Source organism: Pseudomonas sp. NFACC16-2, assembly GCF_900119205.1.
GTDB classification, from domain to species: domain Bacteria; phylum Pseudomonadota; class Gammaproteobacteria; order Pseudomonadales; family Pseudomonadaceae; genus Aquipseudomonas; species Aquipseudomonas fluorescens_Q.
Map to the genome: position 1 here is coordinate 100,520 of NZ_FPIX01000006.1, position 24,552 is coordinate 125,071.

Genomic DNA, 24,552 nt, shown 5'->3' on the forward strand with positions numbered 1-24,552 from the left:
GCCCTGCGTCACCGAACGCAAGCCTCTGAATAGTTCAGTCAATTGACTGTAGCCGAGGTTCCAGCGATATCTCGTTAAAACTGTAACCGGTCCAGGGCGACCGAGATCCCCGCGCTCACCGGCACTGCCCGCCTCATTCGCTGGCCTTGAACGTCACCAGTTCGCCCTTGCGCCACTTGGCGGCCTTGGCGGTGACCGCCTTCAGGGTCTTGGTCAAGCCTTCTTGCAATTGTTCGTTGGCCGCAAACACGGTCACCACGCTGTGGCCTTCCTTGAACAGGATTGCCTGACCACCGGGGGTCGTGACGAAGGCGTAATCACCCAGGCCATAGACCGTCAGCTTGATTTCGCGAAAGCGGATTTCAAACTTGCCACCTTCGCGGCTGGGCAACACCGCTGCGCGAAAATGATCACCAACCTTGAGTTCGAGCCTGGGCTTGTCATCGACCACCAGGGCCGACTCGGTGTCGATTTCGGCGACATAAATACCTTCGGCGGTCTGCTCGGTGATGTAGACGAAACGTGACTGGAAGAGTTTGACCAGTTTTGCCCGCAGGTCACCAAGTACGAATAACGCATGCATGTCGAGATTACTTACTGCCAAGGAAACATCCCCATCTTTGAAAAAGGCCCGCCCTTCGCAAAGGACGGACCACGAGAACCCGTGCCGACCGTAGCGTCGTAATGGACCTGTAACTGAAATTCGAAGTGAACGGCGCGCCCTGTCCCGGGCCGAGAGCAGACTAAAGGTTGCCGCTCTCGCCGTCTTTCCCGGGGGGTCGCCAGAGGCTGAAGGAAAAAGCCACTCTGAGCATCGGAAAAGATGGGACTACTAACTTTAGGGAAATTTCTCACTTAAAAAAGCATTTTTCTGACATCGAGCCCAAAAAAAATTGCTTTAGATAGGCAAGCCGTCCACACGGTGCTGCCGATTCTAGAGCAGCCAGAGGCGTGGAGACTACCCAAACTGCTCGGCAATTCGTCGGTAAACCATAGAAAAGGAATTCACATGGCTACTTTCACAACCCTGATCCAACCTGAAGCCCCTTGTGTCGTGGAGACATCCGACACGTTCAAGGGGGTCGACTGCCTGCCTGTCACGTTGATTCAACCGCGTTACCGGGTCGTCCTGGCCGGCAAGTGCTTTTTCCATATTGAGGAAACATCCACTGGACGTGTAAGAGGATTCCGCACCGATCATAACGAGGCCTGCCACCTGGCCAGGCGTCTGGAACGAAGTGCCTGAGCTCATATGCGCCCCTTCATGACTTAACTCAGCCGCCGACAGGCAACTGCTGCCATACTGCCTGCCCGCGAAGACCGTCACCCATTGACGGATCGCGCACCCACACCATGACTTTTGAGAAGGCGCGACGTGACGGAATTTGATATCGGCGAATTTTTTATCCGGGGCGAAGCCAGAGAGGTCGAAGGCGAGTTCCAGGCCGTCATCGTGATGCGCGCCAAACCGCCCCTGACCACGGTCAGTTGGCACCAAGTGGAAAAAGATCGCTGGTTCAAGACCGCGGAAATCGCTGCCGAGGCCGCCCGGGAAGCCGCCAGGGCGCTGAAAGCCGCAGTGGATGAAGGGGCCTTGAAAGCCTGAGTCCGATCGAACTCCTGACCAGCGCTTGCCTCAGATAAAGGGAAGCAATCGAGGCGCCATGACGGCGCCCGCCCAAAGGAGAACCCCATGGAACAGCCTTCGCACGAACTCAGTACCCTGTTCGACCAACTCGGCCTGCCCTCGGACGGCAAAGCCATCGACGATTTCATCGTGGCACACCCACTGGCCCCGGAGGTCAAGCTGGTGGAGGCCGACTTCTGGTCGGACCAGCAGAAAGACCTGTTGCGCGAATGGCTGCTCGCCGACGGTGAAGAGGCGGTGCTGGTGGATCAGTTGAATGTGCGGCTGCATGACGGTAAATAGCTGCCAGGACCTTGGACTGAGTGCAAGGCAGCTCTTGTGGCCTACCAACGGATGAATGTGGCGAGGGGATTTATCCCCGCTCGGCTGCGCAGCAGTCGCCCTCGAGCGCTGTTGGCCCGGTGTGTCAGGCTAGCTGTGTCCAGCCTTTTTAGGGCTGCTACGCAACCCAACGGGGATAAATCCCCTCGCCACAAAGGTGTCCTGCCACATCGATGCCGTTCCGGCCTAGCGCGGCTTCTCGGGTTTGTAGCCCAGCCGCAAACCACCCCAATGACGCCCCTTGAGCATGATCGGCACGGAGAGATCGTGCATCAGTTCTCCGGTGTCGCGGGTGTAGGTCTGCAGCAACACCGGCTGTTGATGGCTGCCGCAGCGAATCCCGGTGCGGTCGGAGAACTTGCGCTTGGTCCGGTTATTGAGCGTGTCCACCTGTGGATCGCCGGTCAACGGCTGGCTGAAGACCTTGTTATGGGTGGGCACGTAGCCCTGCTGAGTGCAGGCAATCGCGAACACCAGGCCCTCGTGCCGGGCCAGCAAGGGTTCCTGGATCGCCGGCAGCACCTGATCGGTATAGCGGTCGAAACGGGTCTGGTATTTGGCGGGCTGGGTGTTGGGGATGGGCTGGTAATTACGGTCGAACAGATCCTCCAGGCTGACACGGCCCTGGTCGATGTCCGCTTCGAACTGCGCGGCGATCTGGCTCGCCCCTTCCCGTGCCAGGTCATAGACCCGTTGGTGATAATCGTCGAGGCCCACTTGGGCCAGGCGTTCGCTGATGGTTTCGGCCTGGCCTTCCATTTGCACCGCCGCTTCGGCCAGGCGCTGGGTCTGCTGGTCGCTGACGGACAGGTCGCCGCGCATCTGCTCGATGGCGTGGAACAGGCTGTCGAGTTGTTCGCGATTGGTGTCGGTGCCTTCGGCGATGGCGCTGACCTGGGTTTCGACGCCAGCGGCGAGCCGGGCGATGTTTTCCAGGTGTTGGCCGGTGTGCTCGACCTGCTGCACGCCAATGTCCAGGTCAGCGGCCAGTTGACGGATCTGCTCCACCACCTGGGCGGTGCGCTGCTGGATGTCGGCCACCATCACCCCGACCTCGCCGGTCGCCGCCGCCGTGCGCCCGGCCAGGCCACGGACCTCATCGGCCACCACCGCGAACCCACGGCCATGTTCACCGGCCCGCGCGGCCTCGATGGCCGCGTTCAGTGCCAGCAGGTTGGTCTGGCTGGCGATCGACTGAATCACCAGGCTGACCCGCTGGATTTCATCGCTGCGCACGCTCAAGGCCTCGATCAACTCGCGGCTGTCGTTTGCGCGCTGGCTGAGCTGGTGCATGCGGCTGATGGATTCCACCAGCTCGCTGCGCCCGGCCACACTGCTGCGATGGGCCTCGCTGGCGGCGCCCAGGGCTTGCTGGCTGAGTAGCGAAGTGGCTTGCTCGGTGGCGATCATCGATTCGGCATTGCTGACGATTTGCGCCGCCGCATCGAGTTGCGACTGGACCTTGCCAGCCAATTGCTTGACCGAATAGGCGACACCGGCCGCCGACAGCGCGTTATGGCTGGTGGTGTAGGACAGGTCGCGGGTCAGCTCGGCCAGTGTGTCGGTCGCGGGTGCGGGCGCCGCGGCCACGCGCGAACGCAGGCGCGGCAACCAGACGATGAGCATGACCAGTGGCAGGCCCAGGTACAGCGACCAGCCGCCCAGGGCCATGCCGCACAGCAGCAGTGCCAGGGAGAGACTCTGCAAGGTCGGCGTCAGCCAGCGCGCCGTGCTGTTCGTCCCAGGTACCGAGGCCGGCTCCGCACCCGCCAGAGATCCGTCTGTCGCCATGTTCGTCACCCACGCTTCTCGTTGTTATGAATGCATTAAACGCCACTACAGAGCCATTATCCATGGTCCATTAGTCGCGTTCTTGCAGCAGATCAACGGGAGTAGACGTACGAGCAGGGGCGAAAGCAAAAGATCGCGGCCTTCGTCAAAAGGTCGCGATCTTTTTTTTTGGAAAACGCGAATCAGGCCTGACGCTGGTGCTTGTCGATCTGTTCGTGACGTTCCTGGGCTTCGATGCAGTACTTGGTGGTCGGGCTGATCAGCAGGCGCTTGAGGCCGATCGGCTCGCCGCTGTCGTCGCACCAGCCGAAGCTGTCGTCGTTGATACGGTCCAGGGCCTGCTCCAACTGAGGCAGCATGCGCTGGTCGCGATCGATGGCGTTGACCAGCCAGGTACGCTCTTCTTCTACGGAAGCAGCGTCCGCCGGGTCAGCCGGGGTGTCCAGGCTCTCAATGGCGATTCGGTTCTGTTCGATGCGCTCGTGGGTTTCGACTTTCATGTTCTGCAACAGCTTGGTGAAGAAAGCCAGCTGCTCGGCATTCATGTAGTCATCCGCCGGCATGGCCAGCAACTTTTCCTTTGTCATTGATATCTCTATAAAAAAACGTGCATTAAGGCGAATTATGGAGCGTCCCGCAGCGCAGCTGCCACGCTCATCAGGAAGGCGCCGTCTATTCCAAGCGCCACCCGGCACTCAATTTACGAGGGGCGGCAGTCTAAGGCCGAGTCGAGGCCTCAGCAACTGAAAACATAGGGAAAATGTCCGACAACCCCTTCAAATGTTCTCTGACAGGCTTTTGGCAGTCATCGGAGTGCGTTTATAACAAGAAATTCGGTGCAATAGCTGTATTAAGAAGACAAATGGCAACGCCACGCGGGTCAGGCGTGGCGCTTTGTCGCAACGTCCCGGGTATCAGCGCTTGAGTTTACGCTTGTTGCGGTACTGGTCGATGACCACCGCCACCACGATGATCAGTCCCTTGATGATGTCCTGGATGTAGGCATCGACACCGACGAAGGTGAAACCACTGGCCATCACCCCAAGGATCAACGCCCCGATCACGGTGCCGGTGATGCGCCCCACCCCGCCCGCCAGGCTGGTGCCGCCGATCACGGCCGCGGCGATCGCGTCCAGTTCATAGGACATGCCCATGCCCGCCTGCCCGGTCGCCGCCCGCGCCGAGGCCACCACGCCGGCCAACCCGGCCAACAAGCCGGCAATGCTGTAGACGATCACCAGGTGACGCTTGACGTTGATGCCCGAGGTCCGCGCCGCCTGCATGTTGCCGCCAATGGCGTAGGTGTATTTGCCGTACTTGGTGTAGCGCAGGGCGATATGGAAGATCACCGCCACCACCAGGAAGATGATCACCGGCATCGCACCATGCCCGATGGCGGTATAGGAATCGGACAACATGCTCACCGGCTGGCCTTCGGTGTAGTAGCGCGCCAGGCCACGGGCCGAGACCATCATGCCGAGGGTGGCAATGAACGGCGGAATACCGGTAATGGCGATGATGCTGCCGTTGATCGCCCCGGCCAGCAGCCCCACGCCGAGCCCCGCCACCACCGGTATCCACACCGGCAAGTCGGTCAAGGAGGGAAACACCGCCCGGGCGAAGTCCGAGGTCTGGGCCAGGCTGGCGGCGATCATCGCCGACAGCGCCAGCACCGAGCCGGACGACAGGTCGATACCGGTGGTGATGATCACCTGGGTCACACCGATAGCCAACAGGCCGATGATCGACACTTGCAGGATCATCAGCACCAGACGCTGGGAGTTCATCAGGAAACTCTGGTCGCGCATGATCCAGCCGAACATTTCGAACACCAGGCCGATGCCGATCAGCACCAGGAAGATACTCAGTTCCGTCGGCAGGCGCCGGCGCGCCCTGGCCGGTGCGGCCGCGGGTTTGTTTTCCAGTATTGCGTTCATAGCCATTCACCTTTTTTGTTCTTTGGCGAGGGGGTTGTTCCCTGCCGGGAGGTGTGGCGCCCCTGGGACAGGGGCCGCTTCGCGGCCCAGCGGGGATAAATCCCCTCGCCACATGTTGCTCGACGTTATTAAGTTGAACGGGCTGGCATCAGGACAGGCCTGAAGCCAACTGCATGACTCGTTCCTGGGTCGCTTCGCTGCGGTCCAGGGTGCCCATCAGGTCGCCTTCGTGCATCACCATGACCCGGTCGCTCATGCCCAGTACTTCCGGCAGCTCCGAGGAAATCATGATCACTGCCATGCCTTCGCTGGCGAGGTAGGAGATCAGTCGATAGATCTCGGCTTTGGCACCGACATCGATACCACGGGTCGGCTCGTCGAGGATCAGGATGCGCGGGTTGGTCATCAGCCAGCGGGCCAGCAGCGCTTTCTGCTGGTTGCCGCCAGACAAGGTGTCGATGCATTGCTCCAGCGATGGGGTCTTGACCCGCAGCTTCTTGCACATGTCCTCACACAAGGCACGCAGGGCTTTTTGCTGGATGAAACCATTGCCCACGTAATGGGGCAGCACGGCCATCTCCATGTTTTCCAGCACCGACAGGCACGGGAACAGGCCACTGAGTTTGCGGTCCTCGGTCAACAGCGCGAAGCCTTTCTCGATGGCCATGTGCGGGTCGCTGATGCGCACCGGTTGGCCGTCCAGGAGGATTTCACCGCCCGTGCTCGGGGTCACGCCGAAAATCGCCTCGGCCACGTTGGTCCGGCCCGAGCCCATCAACCCGGCGATGCCCAGGATCTCCCCGGCATGCAGGTCGAAGGACACGCCTTTGAAAATGCCGTCCAGGCTCAGGTCGCGCACCGACAGCACCAAATCGCCGATGGGTTGCTCCCGCACCGGGAACAACTGGCTCAGTTCGCGCCCGACCATCATCGAAATCAGGCTGTCGCCGTCCATGCTGTCGGCCCGTTGCAGGCCGATGTAGGCACCGTCGCGAAACACCGCCACTTCATCGGCGATGGCAAACACCTCGTTCATTTTGTGGGTGATGTAGATGATGCCCTTACCCTGGGACTTGAGGTCGGCAATGATCGAGAACAGGTGGGCGACTTCGGTCTCGGTAATGGCCGAGGTCGGCTCGTCCATGATCAGGATGTCGGAGTCATAGGAGACGGCCTTGGCAATCTCCACCATCTGCCGCTCGGCGATGCTCAGGTTGCCCACCTGCTCCTCAGGGTCGAGCTTGATGCGCAGGCGCTCCAGCAGGCGGGCGGTGCAGCGATGCATCTCGCCATGGTCGACCATGTGCAGGCCATTGAGCTGCTCGCGACCGATCCAGATGTTTTCGGCGATGCTCATGTGGGGCATCAGGTTCAGTTCCTGATGGATCATCGCGATGCCGGCCTGCAACGCCGCCAGCGGCGTGTCGAACGTCACCGGTTTACCGCGCAGACGCAGTTCGCCGGCGTCCGGCTGGTAGATACCGGCGATGATTTTCATCAAGGTGGATTTGCCCGCGCCATTCTCGCCCATCAGGGCCAGAACGGAACCGGGGCGTACCCGCAGCTGTACATCGGACAGGGCCACCACGCCGGGAAAGCCTTTGCTGACATTGACGACTTCCAGCAGATACGGTTCATCAGGTATTACGTCCGGCCGGAAAGTCATCGCCGGGGCGCTCGAAGCAGTCGCTGAAGCGAACATGATCAGGTACTCCCTCGGCAAGGTCAGCGTGGCAACCTTGCCTGTTTATTGTTGTGGTGGGACCGGTGCGTCAAGCATCACTTGAACTGACCGACGTTTTCCGGCGTGATCAGGCGGTACGGCACCCAGACGGACTGTTCGACCGGTTGTTTCTTGACCATTTTCACGGCTGTCTCGATCGATCCATCGGCCTGGCCCTTGGCGTCCTGGAACACCGAGACGGCCATGTCGCCCTTCTTGATTGCGTTCAAGCCGTCCGGTGTGCCATCGACCCCGGCAATCAATACGCTGCCCTTCTTGGTGCCCGCTTGCTTGAGGGCCATGGCGGCGCCGATAGCCATCTCGTCGTTGTTGGCCACCACCGCCTGGAACTCGCGCCCCTGGGTCAGCCAGTCGTTGACCAGGGTCATGCCCTTGTCCCGCAACCAGGTACCGGTCTGCTCCTGCTCAATCTTGATGTTGGGGTACTTGGCCAGCACGTCCTTGACGCCCTTGGTGCGGTTGGTGGTGGAGTTGTTGGCCAGGTCGCCCAACAGGATCACGATGTCGCCCTTGCCGCCCATTTTTTCGGCCAGGTATTGCATCTGCATGCGACCGGCCTCCAGGTCATCGGAGGCAACGGTGACCACGCCTGCCGGCAGTTTCAGGTCGTCGGGACGGCGATTGACGTAGACCAGCGGGATACCGGCGGCCACGGCGGCCTTGGTGATGCGTTGGGTCGCGGCGGTGTCCACCGGGTTGACGATGATTGCGTCGACCTTCTGGCTGATGAAGCTTTCCACCTGGCTCAACTGCTTGACCACGTCACTGCGGGCGTCTTCGAACTGCAGGGTGACGCCGTCGGGCAGGGACTTGGCTTTCTTGTCCATGGATTCGCGCAGGTAAGTCAGCCAGGTGTCATCGAACTGGGACATGCTGACACCGATCTTCAAGTCCGCCAGGGCTGCGCCGCTGGTGAGCATCAACGACAGGGCCAGCGAGGCGATACGGGTCTTGGTCTTCATGAACGGTCTTTCTCCACTTTTTTGTTGGTTTTATGGATAAGGCGTAGCGGATCAGGAACGCGGCAAGCGCACGATGGGCGCGCCGGGCATGCAACACACAACGGCGCCCTTGCGCTGGATGCACAGGGATTCGAACAGGGGAAGGATTGCGGACAGGCGCAGCAGAGGTGACAGGTGAAACGCAGAACGGCTGAAGGTTTTCATCGACGGTACCTAGCTGTGTTTCTTGTTTTTGTTTCGTCCTTCATCCGTTCAAGGCTGGCTTGGCGGGAGGCGGACAGGATTGTCGGTAACCTGGAATCGACTTTATTGGAAAATATTTTCCATATCAACTGATTTTAGAATTTTATTCGTTTTTTATTCCATGACCGACGGGCGTGAGCAACCGCACCACTTCGCCCAGCTCGGCGCTCTGCCTGGCAGCATCAAGGATGCGCGTGGTCGCCAGTGCATCACGGGCCTCCACCGGCAGCGGACCAGCGCCCTGCAACGCGGTTTGCAAGTGTTGGTAGAACGCCAGCCAGCAGCCACGCTCCGAGGTCACCCGCTCGCGCTCGGTGCCGTGTTCGAACCAGCCCCAACGCCGATGCTCTTCAGCGCCCCAGCGTTCGCCCTCGGTCGCCGGGCTCAAGCCCGCCAATGCCTGGGCTTCCTGCCCGTCCAGGCCTTCGACGGTATAGCAGCCCTGGGTGCCATTGACTCGAAAACGCGGGCGCGCTGCGTTTTGCACACAATTGCCGCTCAAGTGGGAAATCACGCCGCTGGCATGGGTCAAGGACATGAAGAAGCCGTTGTCGAACACCTGGCCTGGCTGGCGATAGTCCAACTCGGTGTAGACCCTGGCCACCGGCCCGAACAGTTGCAGTGCCTGGTCCACCAGGTGGCTGCCCAAATCGCGCAGGAATCCGCCGCCGCTGCCCTTCCCCACCGACGTCGGTGAATAGCGCTCGACACTGGATTCAAAACGAATGACCTGGCCCAGGGCGCCGGACGCCAGCAGTTTGCGCAAGGTCAGGAAATCCGAATCCCAGCGACGGTTCTGGTACACGCTCAAAGGCACGTTGCGACGCTCGGCGGCCAACACCATCGCCTCGGCTTGCGCGGCGTCAGGGGCGAACGGTTTGTCGCTGACCACCGCCACGCCGAGTTCGATGGCTTGCATCACAATCGCCGGGCGACCGTCCAACGGCGTGGACACCACCACCGCATCGACGCCGACCGCCACCAATTGTTCGAGCGTGTCGAAGGCCTGGGCCTGCGGGTGATCGCTGGCCAATTGCTGGCGGCGCTCGGCGGACCGGGTCACCACACCGACGAACGTAGCCCCCGGCAGACTGCTGATCAGCGGCGCGTGAAAGAACCGCCCACCCTTGCCGTAGCCCACTAGTCCGATTCGCATGAAAGCTCCTTAGGTCACGGTTGGAATGCACCCTGTGGGTTAGCCGTAGAAACGCGGGCGCTCGGGCAGGTCGACCTTGATGATCTGCCCGCTCTGCTGCGCCTGGATACAGGCATCCGCCGCCACCGCTGCGGCGAAGCCGTCCCAGGCCGACGGCCCGCCCACCTGCCCGGCGCGCACGCCGTCGATGAAGGCCTGCAATTCGACATCGTAGGCGGCGATGAAACGGTCCTTCCAATCCATCAGGATCGCATTCGACAGCTTGGCGCCACTGCGCAGTTGCACCTGGGACGGTTCCGGGAGCTTGGCGATGCCGGTCTCCCCCACCACTTCGCACTGGATGTCGTAGCCGTACTGGCAGTTGACGAACACTTCGACGTCGATGCGCGTGCCCCGGACGGTTTCCAGCAGGACGATCTGCGGGTCGCGCAAATGGGCCAGGGCCTTGCTGGACTTGCGCGGAAACACCACCTGCACCGACACGTAGTCATCGGCCAGCAGCCAGCGCAACACATCCAGCTCATGGATCAAGGTGTCGGTGATCGCCATGTCGGTCTTGTAGTTTTCGCCCACGCTCGGGTTGCGGTGGGCGCAATGCAGCATCAGCGGTTCGCCGATCTGGCCGCTGTCGATCACCGCCTTGAGCGCGCGATAACCTTCATCGTAAGGGCGCATGAAACCGACCTGCACCAGGCGCTTGCCGTGGGCGATTTCAGCCTCGACGATCTTGTGGCAGCCTTCGGCCGTGACGGCCAGGGGCTTTTCACAGAACACCGGTTTGCCCGCCGCAATCGCCGCCAGCACGAACTCTTCGTGGCTCGGGCCCCAGGAGGTGACGAGGATCGCCTCCACGTCCGGCGCCTTGATCAACGCGTGACCGTCGGGGTAGACCTCGGCGGTCAGCTTGAGATCGGCAACGACCTTGGCCGCTTGTTGCAGGTTGATGTCGGTCACCGCCACCACCTGGCTGTTGAGCAAGGTCTGGCTGCAACGACGGATATGGTCCTGGCCGATGGCCCCGGTGCCGATGACGCCCAGCTTCAAAGACATGTAGAGAACTCCTTTCGTATGGTTGGGGCAATCAGTATTGACGGGCCTTGGCCAGCCGTTCGTTGAGGGTCTTGGCGACCGCATCGGTGCGGGCGCTGGTGGACACCTGCGCCACGCCGACCCGCCACCATGACAGGTAGCTGTGAATCATGGTCTTGGGCAGGACCTTAATGTCGATCAGGGTGGAGACCGTCTGCAGGCGCGCATCGGCGAGGGCCGCGTGCAGTTCGTCGAGGGTCTTGACCCTGTAGGTCTTGCAGCCATACGCCGCGGCACTCATGGCGAAGTCCACCGGCACGAAGGCGCCGTCGAGCTTGCCGGTGTCCGGGTTGCGGAAACGGAACTCGGTGCCGAAGCTGTCCATGCCATTTCCCATCTGCAAATTGTTGATGCAGCCGAAGGCCATGTTGTCCAGCAGCACCACGTTGATCTTGCGGCGCTCCTGGATCGAGGTCGCCAGTTCCGAGTGCAGCATCATGTAGGAACCATCGCCCACCAGGGCGTAGACCTCTTTGTCGGGCTCGGCGAGTTTCACCCCCAGCGCCGCATTCACCTCGTAGCCCATGCACGAATAACCGTACTCGACGTGATAGGTGTTCACGCCCTTGCTACGCCAGGCGCGCTGCAAGTCACCGGGCAAGCTGCCGGCGGCGGCGACGATAATCGCATCGTCGGCCAGGGTTTCGTTGAGGGTGCCCAGCACGCGGCTCTGGGTCAGGCAGGAACCGGTGAGTTCGATGAATTCGCGAAACACCGCCGGGTCCATGTGGTCGTCGATTTCCGGGAGGAAATCCTCGGTTTGATAATCGGCCTGGTAGATCCGATCGACCTCGGCGCCCAACTGGACCTTGGCGTCGGCGATCTGCCCGCCCCATTCAGCGCGATAGTCGCCCAGCGCGGCGGACAGCGACTCCAGGCCCGAGCGGGCGTCGGCCAGCAGTTGCACGCCGTCGAGCTTCAAGGCGTCGCAGGGGCTGATGTTGAGATTGAGGAACTGCACGTCCGGGTGCTGGAACAACCATTTGGAGCCGGTGGTGAAATCGCTGTAGCGCGTGCCGATGCCGATGATCAGGTCGGCTTTCTTGGCCAGCAGGTTCGCCGCCAGGCAACCGGTTTCACCGACGCCGCCGACGTTCAGCGGATGGCTGGACACCACCGCACTCTTACCCGCCTGGGTCTCGGCGAACGGAATGTCGAAGCGCTCGGCAAAAGCCTGCAACGCCGCATTGGCCCCGGAATACCGCACGCCGCCGCCACAGATGACCAACGGTCGGCGCTTGCCTTTGAGCAGCGCCAGGGCGTCGCCTAGCATTGCCTCGGTGGCCGGGCGACGGTCGATGCGGTGCACGCGTTTTTGCAGGAAATAATCCGGGTAATCGTAGGCTTCGGCCTGTACGTCCTGGGGCAAGGCCAGGGTCACCGCGCCGGTTTCGGCCGGATCGGTCAGCACGCGCATGGCATGGATCGCGGCGGTCATCAGTTGCTCGGGGCGGTTGATGCGATCCCAGTATTTGCTCACGGCCTTGAAGGCATCGTTGGTGCTGATGCTCAGGTCATGGAACTGCTCGATCTGCTGCAACACCGGGTCCGGCTGGCGACTGGCGTAGACATCGCCGGGCAACAACAGCAGCGGGATCCGGTTGGCCGTCGCGGTGGCCGCCGCCGTCAGCATGTTCGCCGCCCCAGGGCCCACCGACGAGCTGCAGGCGTAGATCTTGCGGCGCAGGTGCTGCTTGGCAAAACCGATGGCCGCGTGGGCCATGCCCTGTTCGTTGCGGCCCTGGTGGACCACGAGGTCGCCGCTGTCCTGTTCCAGCGCCTGACCCAGGCCCAGCACGTTGCCGTGGCCGAAAATGGTAAAGACCCCGGCGACGAACTTGCTCTGGACGCCATCGACTTCGATGTACTGGTTATCGAGGAATTTCACCAGGGCCTGGGCCATGGTCAGTCGTGTTGTGGTCATGCTTGCACCTTTTCAAACGCAACTCGGTCAAGTGTGGGAGCGAGCTTGCTCGCGATAGCGGTGTTTCAGGCAGCTCAGATGTTGAGTGTGCCGCCGTCATCGCGAGCAAGCTCGCTCCCACAGGGGTTCCATCGTTCAGGGAATCGGATCAGGCCTGGCAGCTTTGCAGGTGATTCATGCTCGCCCCCAACGCCTGGCGGATGTCGGCCAGTTCATGGACGCTCTCGGCGAACGGCTCGAAGGACAGGTAGCCCTCGTAGCCACCGGCCCGCAGTGCCTCGATCTGCACGGCATTGCCCAGGATGTCGGCCTCGCCCACCAGCACCCGGTGGCCGTCACGGATCGTCGCCAGCGGCGCCTGGGCATCCTCGACGCCGGAGATGTGCACCAGAGCGGTCAGCTCGGGGAAGAATTCCTGTTCACCGGCCAAATGATGGTGAAAGGTGTCATGCACCAGGCGGAATACATCCAGCCCGCCAATGCTCTTGATTGCTTCCACCGCCGTGCGCTTGCGGCGCAGCGCACACTCTTCGAAACCCAGGGGCTCGATGAACCCGTAGATGCCAAAGGCGCGCAGGATCGGCGCCAGTTCGCTGAGGGCCGTACGCAGCCCAGCCGCCCGTTCAGCCTCGCTGCGTGGGTCGGCGCGGTCATTGAGCGGGCACATCACCAGGCCCTCGGCGCCGCATTCGCGGGCGTAGTCGGCCAACCGCACGGCCTGGGCGCGGCGCGCTTCGTTCCACACATCAAAGGGGTACAGGGCGTTGATCGACAGTACCTTGATACCGCGCGCCTCGCACAACTCGCGCACGCGGGCCGGCGGCATGCCGTCTTCGATCTCGACGCCCTTCAGATCGTTGCGGATCTCGATGGCATCGGTTTTCAACGCCAGGGCCAAGTCGATGAAAGCGGGCAGTGACAGGCGTGGCGCAACCATTCGGTTCAGGGCAAAACGCAGGGGCTTGTTCATTGTTATTCTCCCTCCGGCAGTCATTCAAAAATGAGTTATTGAGCAGTCGGCATGCTGAACTCAGGACCCTTGGCAATGCTGTCGGGCCAGCGTTGCATCACGCTTTTGTAGCGGCTGTAGAAACGCAGGCCTTCCTCACCGTAGGCATGGTGATCGCCGAACAGCGAGCGTTTCCAGCCACCAAAGGAGTGCCAGGCCATGGGCACCGGAATCGGCACGTTGATGCCCACCATGCCGACCTTGATGCTGCGGGCAAACGCCCGGGCGATGCCGCCGTCACGGGTGAAACAGGACACGCCGTTGCCGAACTCATGGGCGTTGATCAGCGCCACCGCCGTGGCGAAATCCGGTACGCGAACGATCCCCAGCACCGGGCCGAAAATTTCTTGTTGGTAGATGCTCATCTCGGTGGTCACCTGGTCGAACAGCGTCGCGCCGACAAAGAATCCCTGCTCGGCCCCCGGCACCTTGAAACCACGGCCATCGACGATCAGCCGAGCGCCCTCGGCCACGCCGGCGTCGATGAAGCCTTCGACCTTGGCCTTGTGCTCGGCGGTGACCAGCGGCCCCATGTCGGTGCCAGGCTGCTGACCGTTACCGATCTTCAGTTGGTCGATGCGGGGCAACAGCTTGGCAATCAATTCATCGCCCACGTCACCCACTGCCACGGCAACGGAAATCGCCATGCAGCGCTCACCGGCCGAGCCATAAGCGGCACCGATCAACGCATCCGCCGCCTGGTCAAGGTCGGCGTCGGGCATGACGATCATGTGGTTCTTGGCCCCGCCCAGGGCCTGCACACGTTTGCCGCGCGCCGTGCCCTGCTGATGGATGTATTCGGCAATCGGCGTGGAGCCGACAAAGGAAATCGCCTCGATGTCCGGGTGCTGCAACAGCGCATCCACCGCCACCTTGTCGCCCTGGACCACGTTGAACACACCATCCGGCAAGCCGGCCTCGGTCAGTAACCGGGCCATCAGCAGGCTGGCGGACGGATCGCGTTCCGAAGGCTTGAGGATGAAGCAGTTGCCGGCGACCAGCGCCAGGGGAATCATCCACAACGGCACCATCACTGGGAAGTTGAACGGCGTGACCCCGGCGCAAACGCCCAGGGGCTGACGCAGGTTCCAGTTATCGATGCCGCCGCCGATGTTGTCGCTGAAATCGGTCTTGAGCAGGTTTGGCGCACCGCAGGCGTACTCGACGATCTCGATGCCGCGGGTGACTTCGCCGTGGGCGTCAGACAGCACCTTGCCATGTTCGCGGCTGATGATTCGCGCCAACTCGTCGTGGTGCCGGTCCAGCAGTTCCTTGAACTTGAACATCACCCGCGAACGACGCAATGACGACTGCTCGGACCAGGCCGGAAACGCCGCCAGCGCCGAGGCCACTGCCGCGTCGACGGTGCCCGGCTCGGCCAGGGCCACCCGAGCCTGCACCGCACCGGTGGCCGGATTGAAGACATTGCTGAACCGCGTGCTGTCGTGGTCCTGCACGTGGCCGTTGAGGTAATGGCCTACTACCGGGGCGTCACTCATTGTTCTTGTTCTCCGTACGAATGTTGGAAATCAGAGGTCCAGCAGCCAGCTGTGCTGCGGATCGTTATGGAACTGCCAGACCCGCTTCGGGCCGGCCATGACGTTCAGGTAATACGACTCGTACCCGTAGGGCACGCTGACCGGGTGGTAACCCTTGGGCACCACCACCAGGTCGCTGTTCTCCACGGCCATGGCCTGGTCAATGCTGCGGTCATCGGTGTAGACCCGCTGGAACACGAAGCCCTGGGACGGGTTGACCTGGTGGTAATAGGTTTCCTCCAGGAAGCTCTGGCGCGGCAGGTCGTCGGTGTCGTGCTTGTGCGGCGGGTAGCTCGAGGAATGCCCCGACGGTGTGCGCACTTCCACCACCAACAGCGAATGGGCCGGTTCGCTGTCCGGCAGGATGTCGCAGACATAACGGGTATTGGCGCCCTTGCCGCGCACACTGCGCTTCATGCTGTCCGGACGGATCAACCGTGGGCCATAACTGTTCTGCGCAGACCCCGGCGCGGCACACACGGCAATCTGTACATCGCTCAGCGCGGTGACCTGGGCCTGGCTGCCGGGCGGCAGGTAGGCGGCATAGGGTGATTTGTCCTCGAACACCGACTGGCGATCCCCGAGGTTGTCCCAATCGAAGGCGCCCTGCCCCGGCGCTTCGCCCTTGAGGCTGATGCGCCCGCTGAGCAGCACCAGGCACAATTCCTTGTCATCGGCGGCCACCGGCAGGGTTTCACCCAGGCTCAAGCGATAGGCGGCGAATCCGACATATTCCAGCTCACCTGCCGGCAACTGGACCATGGTTCGACCGCTGGAATGGCTCTTGATCAACAGGCTCATGACGGACTCCTTTCTTGCAGCAAGGCACGCAGCGTGTCGTAGCCTTTCTTGGCGTAGGCATAACTCGGCGCCACGGCGGGGTCCTGCTCGGCTTCCACCACCAGCCAGCCTTGGTAATCGGCGGCCAGCAGCACGTCGAGCAACGCGGCGAAGTCGATGTCGCCGTCCCCCGGCACAGTGAAGGTGCCGTTGATGATGCAGTCGGGGAAGCTCCACAGGTTATTGCGCGCCAGTTGCACCACCGGTTTGCGCACGTCCTTGAAGTGCACATGGCAGACCCGCTCGATGTGTTTGCGCAGCACCTGCAACGGTTCGCCACCGCCCATGTAGCAGTGGCCCGAGTCGAACAGCAGGCCGACTTCGCTGCCGGTCAGGGCCATCAATTTGTCAATGTCCGCGGGCGACTCGACGTAAGCGCCCATGTGGTGGTGATAGGCCAGGCGCACGCCTTGGGACAAGGTGAAGCGCGCAAGTTCAGTGAGTTTGTCGGCGTAGGCTTGCCAGGCTTCATCCGTATGGAAACGCGGGCGCTCGATCAGCGCAATCCGCTGGCCCTGGATGGAGTCGGCGACTTCCCCGTACACCAGCACCGTCGCGCCGTTCTGTGCCAGCAGCTCGACGTGGCTGGCGATGGCGTCGATCTCCTCGGCCGCCGAACGTCGGGCCAGGCGGCTGGAATACCAGCCGGAGACCAGCGCCAGGTCATAAGGACGCAGCACATCGCCGACGCCCTTGGCGTCCTTGGGGAATTTGCCGTTGAGTTCAAAACCTTCGTAGCCGATTGCCTTGCCCTCGCTCAGCGCCGTGCTCAACGGCGTCTCGCCGCCCAACGACGGCAAGTCATCGTTGCTCCAGGAAATCGGGTTGATGCCAATTCGAATAGCGGGCATGGGCTGCACCTTTTATTGTTCTCAAACTGAATATCGAAAACCATTTGTGAATACATCACTGTGGCGAGGGGATTTATCCCCGCTGGGCTGCGTAGCAGCCCCTTAACGGCTGAATGTAAATTGCCTGATACACCGGGTTACTGGAGTTTGGGGCTGCTTCGCAGCCCAGCGGGGATAAATCCCCTCGCCACAAGAGCCGGCGCAACATCCATCACGCACGGGCACTGCGCCAGGCCTCGATCAATTCCACAAACCGGCCCTGCACCTGCCGGATCAGCGTTTCATCATCGATTTCCCCGGCCAGCCAGGCCCGGCTCGGTTCCTGGAAGATCGTGCGGCCCACGGCGAAACCGCGGCAGGTGGTGCTCTGGCTGGCCTGGCGAAAGCCTTCGGCCAAGGCGGCAGCCGGGGCGTTGAGGCCCAGCAGGACCACGCCGCGGCAATACGGGTCGCGTTGCTGGATCAGCTCATCGAGCTGTTTCCACTCCTGCGCGCTCTGGGCCTCGATCTTCCACCACGCCGGGAAAATACCCAGGTTGTAGAGGCGCTTGAGGGCGCGATAGAGCACCTCCGGATGGGGTGACGGATGATCCTTGGGCGGAATGACTTCCAGCAGCAATTCATGGCCGCTGACCTGGGAAGCCTTGTACAGGCCCATCAATTGCGCTTCCTGCTCCAGGCGCAGCAGTGGCTCGTCATCAGGGTGAAATTGCACCAGGCACTTGATGATCTGTTCCTGCGGCCAGGCGATCAGGTTGCTGCCAATGGAGCGCCCATGCTCGAACGCCAGTGGCCGCGAATTCTGTACCTCCACCGGTCGCGCCACCCACCAGCCACGTCCGGTGGCAGCGTTCAGCGAGTCCTGGCCGAAGCGTTGGTCGGCCAGCAGACCGACGTCGGCCTCGATGCCTTGGCGCTGCAGGTCGGCTTCAACCCGCTCCACCGCCTGGATGAACAGTTGCTTGAGGTCACCAATGCAGTTCAGGTCGCGACCGCCCTTCTGGGCCAGCTCCACCAGTTGCCAGCGATGGTCGAAGGCAAAGATGAACAATTGTTTCCAGGTCTTGCGCGGCACGCTGACCTGATGCAGCCGTTGCAGCACCGCATCCTGGTCCGGCCGGGTAATCGGCACCGGGCTCTTGAACAAATAGTCGAGCTCGGCCCGGGTCGGCATCGCCGGGGCACAGGCGTGGCGCGACACCACCAGGCCGCCGCAGGCATTGGCCAACTGACAGCAGCGCTCATCGCTGGCGTCCTCCAGCCAACCGGCGAGGAACCCCGACATGAATGCATCACCGGCGCCCAGTACATTCAAGACCTCGACCCGGACACCAGGGTAAAGGGCGCCGTCTTCAAGGCGGGCCGGAATGGCGCCATGAATCACCGTGCAACCTTGCGCGCCAAGCTTGACCACCAGGGTCGCCGCCGTCAGCGAGCGCACGGTGCGCAAGGCGCTCAGCAGGTCTTCGCTGCCGCCGGCGATCAGGAATTCTTCTTCAGTGCCAACGATGAGATCGAAACGCGGCAGGATACCTTGTACATGCTGGCTGACCTTCTGGTCGGCCACAAAACGGGTTTCGCCATCGGCCTTGCCCGCCAGGCCCCAGAGCACCGGCCGATAATCGATGTCCAACACGCATTTGACGTTGTGCTTCTCAGCGTAATCCAGTGCCTGGGTACTGGCCTTGTAGACGCCATCGGTAGAGAAATGGGTGCCGGTGATCAGCAGCGCCTTGCTGGAGGCAATGAAGGTTTCATCGATGTCTTCGGCGCGCAACGCCATGTCGGCGCAATTTTCCCGGTAGAACACCAGGGGAAAGGTTTCCCGGTCCTTGATACCCAGCAGGACCATGGCCGTCAGGCGTTCGGGATCGACCTTGATGCCACTGACGTCGCAGCCTTCACGTGACAGGGATTCCACCAGGAAGCGGCCCATGTGGTCATCCCCTACCCGGCTCAGCATCGCCGACCGGAGCCCCAGGCGTGCCGTGCCGAAAGCGATGTTGGCCGACGAACCGCCCAGGTACTTGGCGAAGCTTGCGACATCTTCCAGGCGCGCGCCGACTTGCTGCGCGTAAAGGTCGACGCCCAGGCGTCCCAGGCAGATCACATCCAATTGACGCCCACTGGCAAAACGAGTCTGGCCCATGCTGGCTCCTGTTATTTTTATCAGCCTGCGCTTGTCGCCAAAACCGACGCCAGCGCTGTTGGTGGATGCAGACTAAAACGAGCGGCGGGCAATAATCAATAATTATTCTATAAATTTTTTACGTGGAATATTTTTTCCAATACGCTACGCCCGAACCGGACCAGACGCAGTGCATCGTTTCAGCAGTTGCTGCAACATTTGTCCGCCCATGATTTTCCCTGCGCCTACGCTGTAGACTGCGACCAGCCAACCTATTGTCGAGGGCCGGCCTTTTTTCGGGCCGCCCTATAAGAACAAGCCAGAAGGATTTTCTATGACCCGCCCCGATGATCTGCCGGCGCCGTCCGAGAGCGCGTCCGAAACCGCCCTCCCGAGCCCACCGATCAATGCCGAGCGCCTGCTGCAACTGATCACCGATGAATACGAAAGCCTGCCGCGCCAGCTCAAACGCATCGCCAGTTACATGAGCCAGCAGAGCGACCGGATCATGGTCGACCGCATCAGTGACATCGCCCGGGAATGCGAAGTGCACCCCTCGGCCATCGTCAGGTTCTCACAACGCTTCGGCTTCAGCGGGTTCAGCGAAATGCAGGCGTTGTTCCGCGAGGCCTACACCCACAAGACCACCCCGGTGCAGAACTACCAGCAGCGCATCCGCAGCATGATCGCCAACAAGTCGCAGAAAGCCAGCGGCGGCGACCTGGCCCGTGAGTGCGTCAACGCGACCCTGTCGGGCATCGAGCGGCTGGGGTTGGAGCTGGATGACCAGGCGTTCGAAAAGGCCGTGGACCTGGTGGTCAACGCCGACAATATCTATGTGGTGGGTGTACGCCGCTCGTTCGCGGTGGCCGATTACCTGGTCTACAACCTGCAACACACCAATAAACGCATTCACCTGGTGTCCGGCCTGGGGGGCAGTTACCGCGAGCAGATGCGCAGCGTGCGCGCCAACGACCTGGTCATCGCCATCAGCTTCACGCCCTATGGCAAGGAAACCCAGCACTGCCTGCGCATTGCCCAGCACCATCAGGCAAAGACCCTGATCATCACCGACAGCAACCTGTCGCCCCTGGCCAAACGGGCCAACGCGGTGTTGCTGGTCAACGAAGGCAGTTCGTTCGCCTTCCGTTCGTTGAGTGCCACGTTGTGCCTGTGCCAGGCATTGTTCATCGCCGTGGCTTACCGACTGGAACTCAAGGTCGATGAAATCCATGAACAGGTCGGGTTCGAGGATTAACGCCCGCAAAGAATTACTCAAGGAGAAGTCATGAAACTGATCGGCATGCTGGATTCGCCCTATGTAAGACGCGTCGCCATTTCCGCCAAGTGCCTGGGAGTTGCCCTGGAGCACGAGTCCGTTTCGGTGTTCAGGCATTTCGAACAGTTCCAGCGCATCAACCCGGTGGTCAAGGCCCCGACCCTGGTGCTGGACGATGGCTCGGTGCTAATGGACTCCACGTTGATCATCGATTACCTGGAGGTCTTGGCTGCCTCGGGGAAAAGCTTGATGCCGGCCGACCTTGGGCAGCGGCTGCGATCACTGCGCCTGATTGGATTGGCCTTGGCGGCCTGTGAGAAGTCGGTGCAGATCTACTACGAACGCAACCTGCGGGAGATCCAGCACGCACCTTGGGTTGAACGCGTAGAAGGCCAACTGGCGGCGGCTTATGGAATGCTGGAGCAGGAACTGGAAAAACAGCCGTTGAGCACTGATGGCAAACTCGATCAGGCCGGCATCACCGTGGCAGTGGCCTGGAGCTTCACCAACCTGGTGGTGCCGGACCAGGTGCAAGGCAAGGCTTTCCCGTTAATCAGCGCGTTCACCGCCTATGCCGAAGGGTTGGAGGCGTTTGTCAGTACGCCGATGGAATAACGGATGAATGCGGTTTGTGGCGAGGGAGCTTGCTTCCGCTGGGCTGCGCAGCAGCCCCAACCATTTGCCTGACACACCGAGTCGCCAGGTCTCAGGGCCGCTTCGCGCCCCAGCGGGAGCAAGCTCCCTCGCCACTGGGGACGGTGGCGATGGGCGGATTCGTGCATGTTCCCACAGTTATTTTCGGGTAACGGTGGGAGAGGTGTTCACCTCAGCTCCTTCATGGGTCCCCTTCAGGCCAGCTCCACGTCCTTCGGCTCGACGACACTCGGTGCCACTTCGAAGCGATCCGCCAGGAACGGCGTGAGGTCCAGCGGCAGCGGTTCGTTGTTCACCAGCTTGTCCAGCAGCACCCCAGTGATGGCCGAGGTCAGGATGCCGGTGCGGAAATGCCCGCAGGCGTTGAGGTAGCCCTCTACCCCGCGCATCGGCCCCAGGATCGGCAATTCATCAGGTGACCCCGGGCGCAGGCCGGCCCAGGTTCGTTTCAGGTTGATGTCGACCAATTGCGGGATACACCGCACCGCGCCTTGCACCAACCCTTCGATCTCCGGATAGGTTGTGGTCACGTCGAAGCCTTTGTCTTCGGTGGTGCTGCCAATGAGGATCTCACCGTTGTCTTTCTGCGCCACGTAGCAGTCGCTGGTGGTCAGGCAGCCGTTGAGGATTTTCGGCATGCGCTCGGTCAACAGGATCTGCCCCTTGACCGGTTTGACCGGAATCCGCACGCCAGTGGCCTGCTCACTCAGGTCCGCCGCCCAGGCACCGGCCGCGTTGATCAGGGTCCGGCAGTTGAATGTCCCCGCCTCGGCGGTTTTCACGCCTGTCACCCGCGTGCCGCTGCGCAGCACCTCGGTCACGCTGGTGTTGAAGAACAGGTCGACACCGTTCTGCCGGGCGCCTTCAGTGTAGGCATCGGCCAGGCGGAACGGACTGACCTGGTGATCGCAGAGAAACTCCAGCGCTCCCAAGGCTTCATGGCTGACATTCGGCTCCGCCTCACGCAGGGCAGCCTGGTCAAGCCAGCGCACCTGATCGGCCAGATGAGGAATGCAGGCAACGATGTGCTCGGCGTACAAACGGTCTTCGTCGTCGTAGATCACGAACTTGAGCCCGGTCTGCTCGAACTTGAAATCCATGCCATGGTTGTCGATCAACTCGCGGTGCAACTGCGGATACATCGCGTTGGACTGCAAGGCGAAATCAAAGAACGACTGGGGCAGGATGTGCGGCGTGCTGGCGTCCACCGCCACCGCGGCGCCCTGGGTCTGGCGCTTGCGGTTGGCCGACATCATGCGAAAGAAGATCACCCCGCAGCCCAGGCCCACCGACTCACCAATGGCCCACAACCCGCCCGCCGAAGCGCGGGTCGCGTTGCCGGGGCGCTTGGCGTCGATCAGGGCGACTTTCAGGTGTTTGCGCTTGGACAGTTGATAGGCACAGGAGGCGCCGATCACACCGCCACCGGCGATGACCACGTCATAATCCTTAATCATCGGAAACGGCCTCCATGCCGACGTTCTGGAACGCTGAAAAGGGAATCGGATCGATGGGGAACCGCGGTCGCAGCCAGCCCACGTCGGCACGCCCGGTAGCCTCGCGCAAGCGGTCGCTGCAATAGCCGACGCACATCCGCCCCTGGCAATCGCCCATGCTCACGCGGGTGCGCATCTTCAGGCTGGCCATGTCTTGCACGCCTTGCGCCAGCGCCCGGTCGATGTCGGCGCGGGTGGTGTGCTCGCAGCGGCAGATCACCGTATCGGCGGCCGGCAACGCGGTTTGTCCGGCGCCACGCCGAGTGTAGCGATCCACGGCAGCGCGAAAGCGAATGATCCGCTCCAGTTGCGCGTGGTAGCGTTCGCGGCGCGCCAGGGCCGTGGACGGATCCAGCACGTTGCGTTGCATCAGGATCGACAGCGCCGCGATGCGCCCACTCAGCATGGCCGCTTCACCGCCGCGAATCCCGCCCATGTCGCCCGCCAGGTGAATGTGCGCTTCGCTGCTCTGTTGCCAGGCATCGGACACGGCCCGCAAATAGCCGTCGTCGCTGAAACCGTGCTCCAGGCCCATTTGCTGGCTCAATTGAGTCCGCGGGATAAACCCGTAGCCGACCGCCAGCGTCTGGGCCGGCACCTGTTCGGCGCGTTTGAGGTCGGGTTCCCAGCTCGTGGAATAAGGCGCGACGGTAACGACGCTCAACTCTCCCTCGCCGTCAGCCTGCACCACGCCCCAGCCATAGCGCACGGGAATGCGATTGAGCTTGAGGTAGGCCAGCATGCTCAGGCCGTCGAGGAACAGTTGCGGCTTGTTCAGCAACGCCAGGCTTTCCTTGGCGATCCGGCCGAACGCACAGGCCTCATACACACCCGCCACCGCCACGCCCGATGCGTGCAGCTGGCAAGCCACCAGTGGCAACAACGGACCGGTGCCAGCGATCACCACCGGGCTCGGCGGCTTGACCACACCGCTCTTGATCTGCAATTGCAGGCCCCCGAGCATCATCACGCCCGGCAGGGTCCAGCCCGGAAACGGCACGCTGCGTTCGTGACAACCGGCCGCCAGCACCAGGTGGGAATAGGCGACCTCGCCCAGTCGCTCGTCGGCATCCAGCAGCACCAGCGCCCGGAAGCCTTCGGCACCCATGACACGGCTGCTCAATCGCACGTCGATCAGGCCGGCGTGTTGCTGGAATTCACCGTGGAGTTTCTCCAGGGCTTCGCTGTAGCGCGGGCCGAGGTAATCCAGGCGCACGCCATCGCGCAACGGTCCGCGATACACCACGCCCCCCAGGCGCGGCGCTTCTTCGAGCAAGGTGCAGCGCACGCCGTGGGAAGCCAGTTCGATGGCTGCGGCCATCCCCGCCGGCCCACCGCCGACAATCACCGGATCGAGGTTCATGGCGCCTCCGTTTCGGTGATGCGGTTGACCCGGGTTTCGATCTGCATGCCGGGGCGTACCAGGGTCTGGCAGGCGCGGCGCTTGTGACGGCCATCGATCTTGACCAGGCAGCATTGGCATACACCCATGCCGCAATAGGCGCCGCTGATCTGGTCGTGGTCGTTGCGGGCCACCTGACGCTGCCCCAGAGCCTGGATGACGGTGAGGACGGTTTCACCGTGGGCGGCGCTGACAGCCTGCCCGTCCAGGTGCACCGTCATGTCGGCCTGTGCCAGCGGCTGGATATCGAATTTTCGGCGTAGAAGGTCTGAAGGTTGCATCATACTGCTCTTCCTTGAAGATTCTATGGGGGCTCGGCTCCTTGCGGCACACCATCACCGATTCGCATCAGTACCCGGCAGCGGCAGCGCACCAAAGCAGGGCAACAGACGCAACATGATAGTGCGCACAAAATTATGTTAGGGATTATTTGTGACCAAGTGTTGATCCAGGCCAGCGAATCGGCTCGTCGGCTCATGAACTTTTTTTCAGAAAGCCGACAGGTATTCTTTGGCAGAATGCTGCGCAATAGCACCAACT

At 61.9% G+C, this 24,552-nt stretch carries 23 protein-coding genes; 5 read left to right on the plus strand and 18 right to left on the minus strand.

The window, feature by feature from the left end; genetic code table 11:
* Positions 1-133: 133 nt before the first annotated feature.
* Positions 134-583: a hypothetical protein gene (locus tag BT116_RS07765; protein WP_003202850.1), complete on the minus strand. Its 450-nt coding sequence runs from the start codon at positions 581-583 to the stop codon at positions 134-136.
* 426 nt (positions 584-1,009) lie between these two features.
* Here BT116_RS07765 and BT116_RS07770 point away from each other — a divergent pair, with 426 nt between their 5' ends.
* From BT116_RS07770 to BT116_RS07780, 3 genes are all read left to right on the plus strand, one after another.
* The gene (locus tag BT116_RS07770; RefSeq protein WP_072341893.1) at positions 1,010-1,246 is read left to right on the plus strand and encodes a hypothetical protein; all 237 of its coding nucleotides are present in this window, start codon (positions 1,010-1,012) and stop codon (positions 1,244-1,246) included.
* A gap of 129 nt (positions 1,247-1,375) precedes the next feature.
* Positions 1,376-1,606, plus strand: a complete 231-nt coding sequence (locus BT116_RS07775; protein ID WP_063320688.1) for a hypothetical protein — start codon at positions 1,376-1,378, stop codon at positions 1,604-1,606.
* Between the two features lie 87 nt (positions 1,607-1,693).
* Positions 1,694-1,930 carry a DUF2789 family protein gene (locus BT116_RS07780; protein ID WP_072341896.1) on the plus strand — a complete coding sequence of 79 codons (237 nt, stop codon included), beginning with the start codon at positions 1,694-1,696 and terminating at the stop codon, positions 1,928-1,930.
* Between the two features lie 225 nt (positions 1,931-2,155).
* Here BT116_RS07780 and BT116_RS07785 read toward each other — a convergent pair whose 3' ends face one another.
* The 14 genes from BT116_RS07785 to iolC all read right to left on the minus strand — a co-directional run bounded on the left by BT116_RS07785 (position 2,156) and on the right by iolC (position 19,202).
* Positions 2,156-3,760 (minus strand): methyl-accepting chemotaxis protein, encoded by a 1,605-nt coding sequence (locus BT116_RS07785; RefSeq protein ID WP_072341899.1) that lies wholly within the window; start codon positions 3,758-3,760, stop codon positions 2,156-2,158.
* Between the two features lie 182 nt (positions 3,761-3,942).
* Positions 3,943-4,347 carry a TraR/DksA family transcriptional regulator gene (locus BT116_RS07790; protein ID WP_003202859.1) on the minus strand — a complete coding sequence of 135 codons (405 nt, stop codon included), beginning with the start codon at positions 4,345-4,347 and terminating at the stop codon, positions 3,943-3,945.
* Positions 4,348-4,674: 327 nt separating this feature from the next.
* Positions 4,675-5,697: an ABC transporter permease gene (locus BT116_RS07795; protein ID WP_057451073.1), complete on the minus strand. Its 1,023-nt coding sequence runs from the start codon at positions 5,695-5,697 to the stop codon at positions 4,675-4,677.
* A 148-nt stretch (positions 5,698-5,845) separates the two neighbouring features.
* Positions 5,846-7,399, minus strand: coding sequence for a sugar ABC transporter ATP-binding protein (locus tag BT116_RS07800; RefSeq protein WP_057451074.1), 1,554 nt, complete (start codon positions 7,397-7,399; stop codon positions 5,846-5,848).
* Between the two features lie 77 nt (positions 7,400-7,476).
* A complete protein-coding gene (locus tag BT116_RS07805; RefSeq protein ID WP_072341902.1) occupies positions 7,477-8,403 on the minus strand; it encodes a sugar ABC transporter substrate-binding protein in 927 nt (308 codons plus the stop codon).
* Between the two features lie 51 nt (positions 8,404-8,454).
* The gene (locus BT116_RS31010; RefSeq protein ID WP_170845916.1) at positions 8,455-8,607 is read right to left on the minus strand and encodes a hypothetical protein; all 153 of its coding nucleotides are present in this window, start codon (positions 8,605-8,607) and stop codon (positions 8,455-8,457) included.
* 142 nt (positions 8,608-8,749) lie between these two features.
* Entirely contained in the window at positions 8,750-9,802 is a 1,053-nt protein-coding gene (locus tag BT116_RS07810) for a Gfo/Idh/MocA family protein (RefSeq protein ID WP_072341905.1), read from the minus strand.
* A 39-nt stretch (positions 9,803-9,841) separates the two neighbouring features.
* Positions 9,842-10,852: a bifunctional inositol 2-dehydrogenase/D-chiro-inositol 1-dehydrogenase gene (locus BT116_RS07815; protein WP_072341908.1), complete on the minus strand. Its 1,011-nt coding sequence runs from the start codon at positions 10,850-10,852 to the stop codon at positions 9,842-9,844.
* A gap of 31 nt (positions 10,853-10,883) precedes the next feature.
* Entirely contained in the window at positions 10,884-12,815 is a 1,932-nt protein-coding gene (gene iolD / locus BT116_RS07820; RefSeq protein ID WP_072341911.1) for a 3D-(3,5/4)-trihydroxycyclohexane-1,2-dione acylhydrolase (decyclizing), read from the minus strand.
* Positions 12,816-12,963: 148 nt separating this feature from the next.
* A complete protein-coding gene (locus tag BT116_RS07825; RefSeq protein ID WP_072341914.1) occupies positions 12,964-13,785 on the minus strand; it encodes a TIM barrel protein in 822 nt (273 codons plus the stop codon).
* Positions 13,786-13,820: 35 nt separating this feature from the next.
* A complete protein-coding gene (locus BT116_RS07830; protein ID WP_072341917.1) occupies positions 13,821-15,323 on the minus strand; it encodes a CoA-acylating methylmalonate-semialdehyde dehydrogenase in 1,503 nt (500 codons plus the stop codon).
* 30 nt (positions 15,324-15,353) lie between these two features.
* A complete protein-coding gene (gene iolB / locus BT116_RS07835; protein ID WP_072341921.1) occupies positions 15,354-16,163 on the minus strand; it encodes a 5-deoxy-glucuronate isomerase in 810 nt (269 codons plus the stop codon).
* Positions 16,160-17,053, minus strand: a complete 894-nt coding sequence (gene iolE / locus BT116_RS07840; RefSeq protein WP_072341923.1) for a myo-inosose-2 dehydratase — start codon at positions 17,051-17,053, stop codon at positions 16,160-16,162. Before iolE ends, iolB begins: the two co-directional genes overlap by 4 nt.
* A gap of 211 nt (positions 17,054-17,264) precedes the next feature.
* A complete protein-coding gene (gene iolC / locus BT116_RS07845) occupies positions 17,265-19,202 on the minus strand; it encodes a bifunctional 5-dehydro-2-deoxygluconokinase/5-dehydro-2-deoxyphosphogluconate aldolase (protein ID WP_072341926.1) in 1,938 nt (645 codons plus the stop codon).
* A 313-nt stretch (positions 19,203-19,515) separates the two neighbouring features.
* Here iolC and BT116_RS07850 point away from each other — a divergent pair, with 313 nt between their 5' ends.
* Both BT116_RS07850 and BT116_RS07855 read left to right on the plus strand, forming a co-directional pair.
* Positions 19,516-20,439 (plus strand): MurR/RpiR family transcriptional regulator, encoded by a 924-nt coding sequence (locus BT116_RS07850; RefSeq protein ID WP_063320674.1) that lies wholly within the window; start codon positions 19,516-19,518, stop codon positions 20,437-20,439.
* Positions 20,440-20,469: 30 nt separating this feature from the next.
* Complete coding sequence (locus BT116_RS07855) at positions 20,470-21,075, plus strand: glutathione S-transferase (protein WP_072341929.1); 606 nt, start codon at positions 20,470-20,472, stop codon at positions 21,073-21,075.
* A gap of 233 nt (positions 21,076-21,308) precedes the next feature.
* Here the strand turns inward: BT116_RS07855 and hcnC are convergent, their stop codons facing one another.
* The 3 genes from hcnC to hcnA are packed head-to-tail and all read right to left on the minus strand — an operon-like array spanning position 21,309 to position 24,296.
* Positions 21,309-22,571, minus strand: a complete 1,263-nt coding sequence (gene hcnC / locus BT116_RS07860; protein ID WP_072341933.1) for a cyanide-forming glycine dehydrogenase subunit HcnC — start codon at positions 22,569-22,571, stop codon at positions 21,309-21,311.
* A complete protein-coding gene (gene hcnB / locus BT116_RS07865) occupies positions 22,564-23,973 on the minus strand; it encodes a cyanide-forming glycine dehydrogenase subunit HcnB (protein ID WP_072341936.1) in 1,410 nt (469 codons plus the stop codon). Before hcnB ends, hcnC begins: the two co-directional genes overlap by 8 nt.
* Positions 23,970-24,296 (minus strand): cyanide-forming glycine dehydrogenase subunit HcnA, encoded by a 327-nt coding sequence (hcnA, locus tag BT116_RS07870; protein ID WP_083569117.1) that lies wholly within the window; start codon positions 24,294-24,296, stop codon positions 23,970-23,972. Before hcnA ends, hcnB begins: the two co-directional genes overlap by 4 nt.
* Positions 24,297-24,552 lie beyond the last annotated feature (256 nt).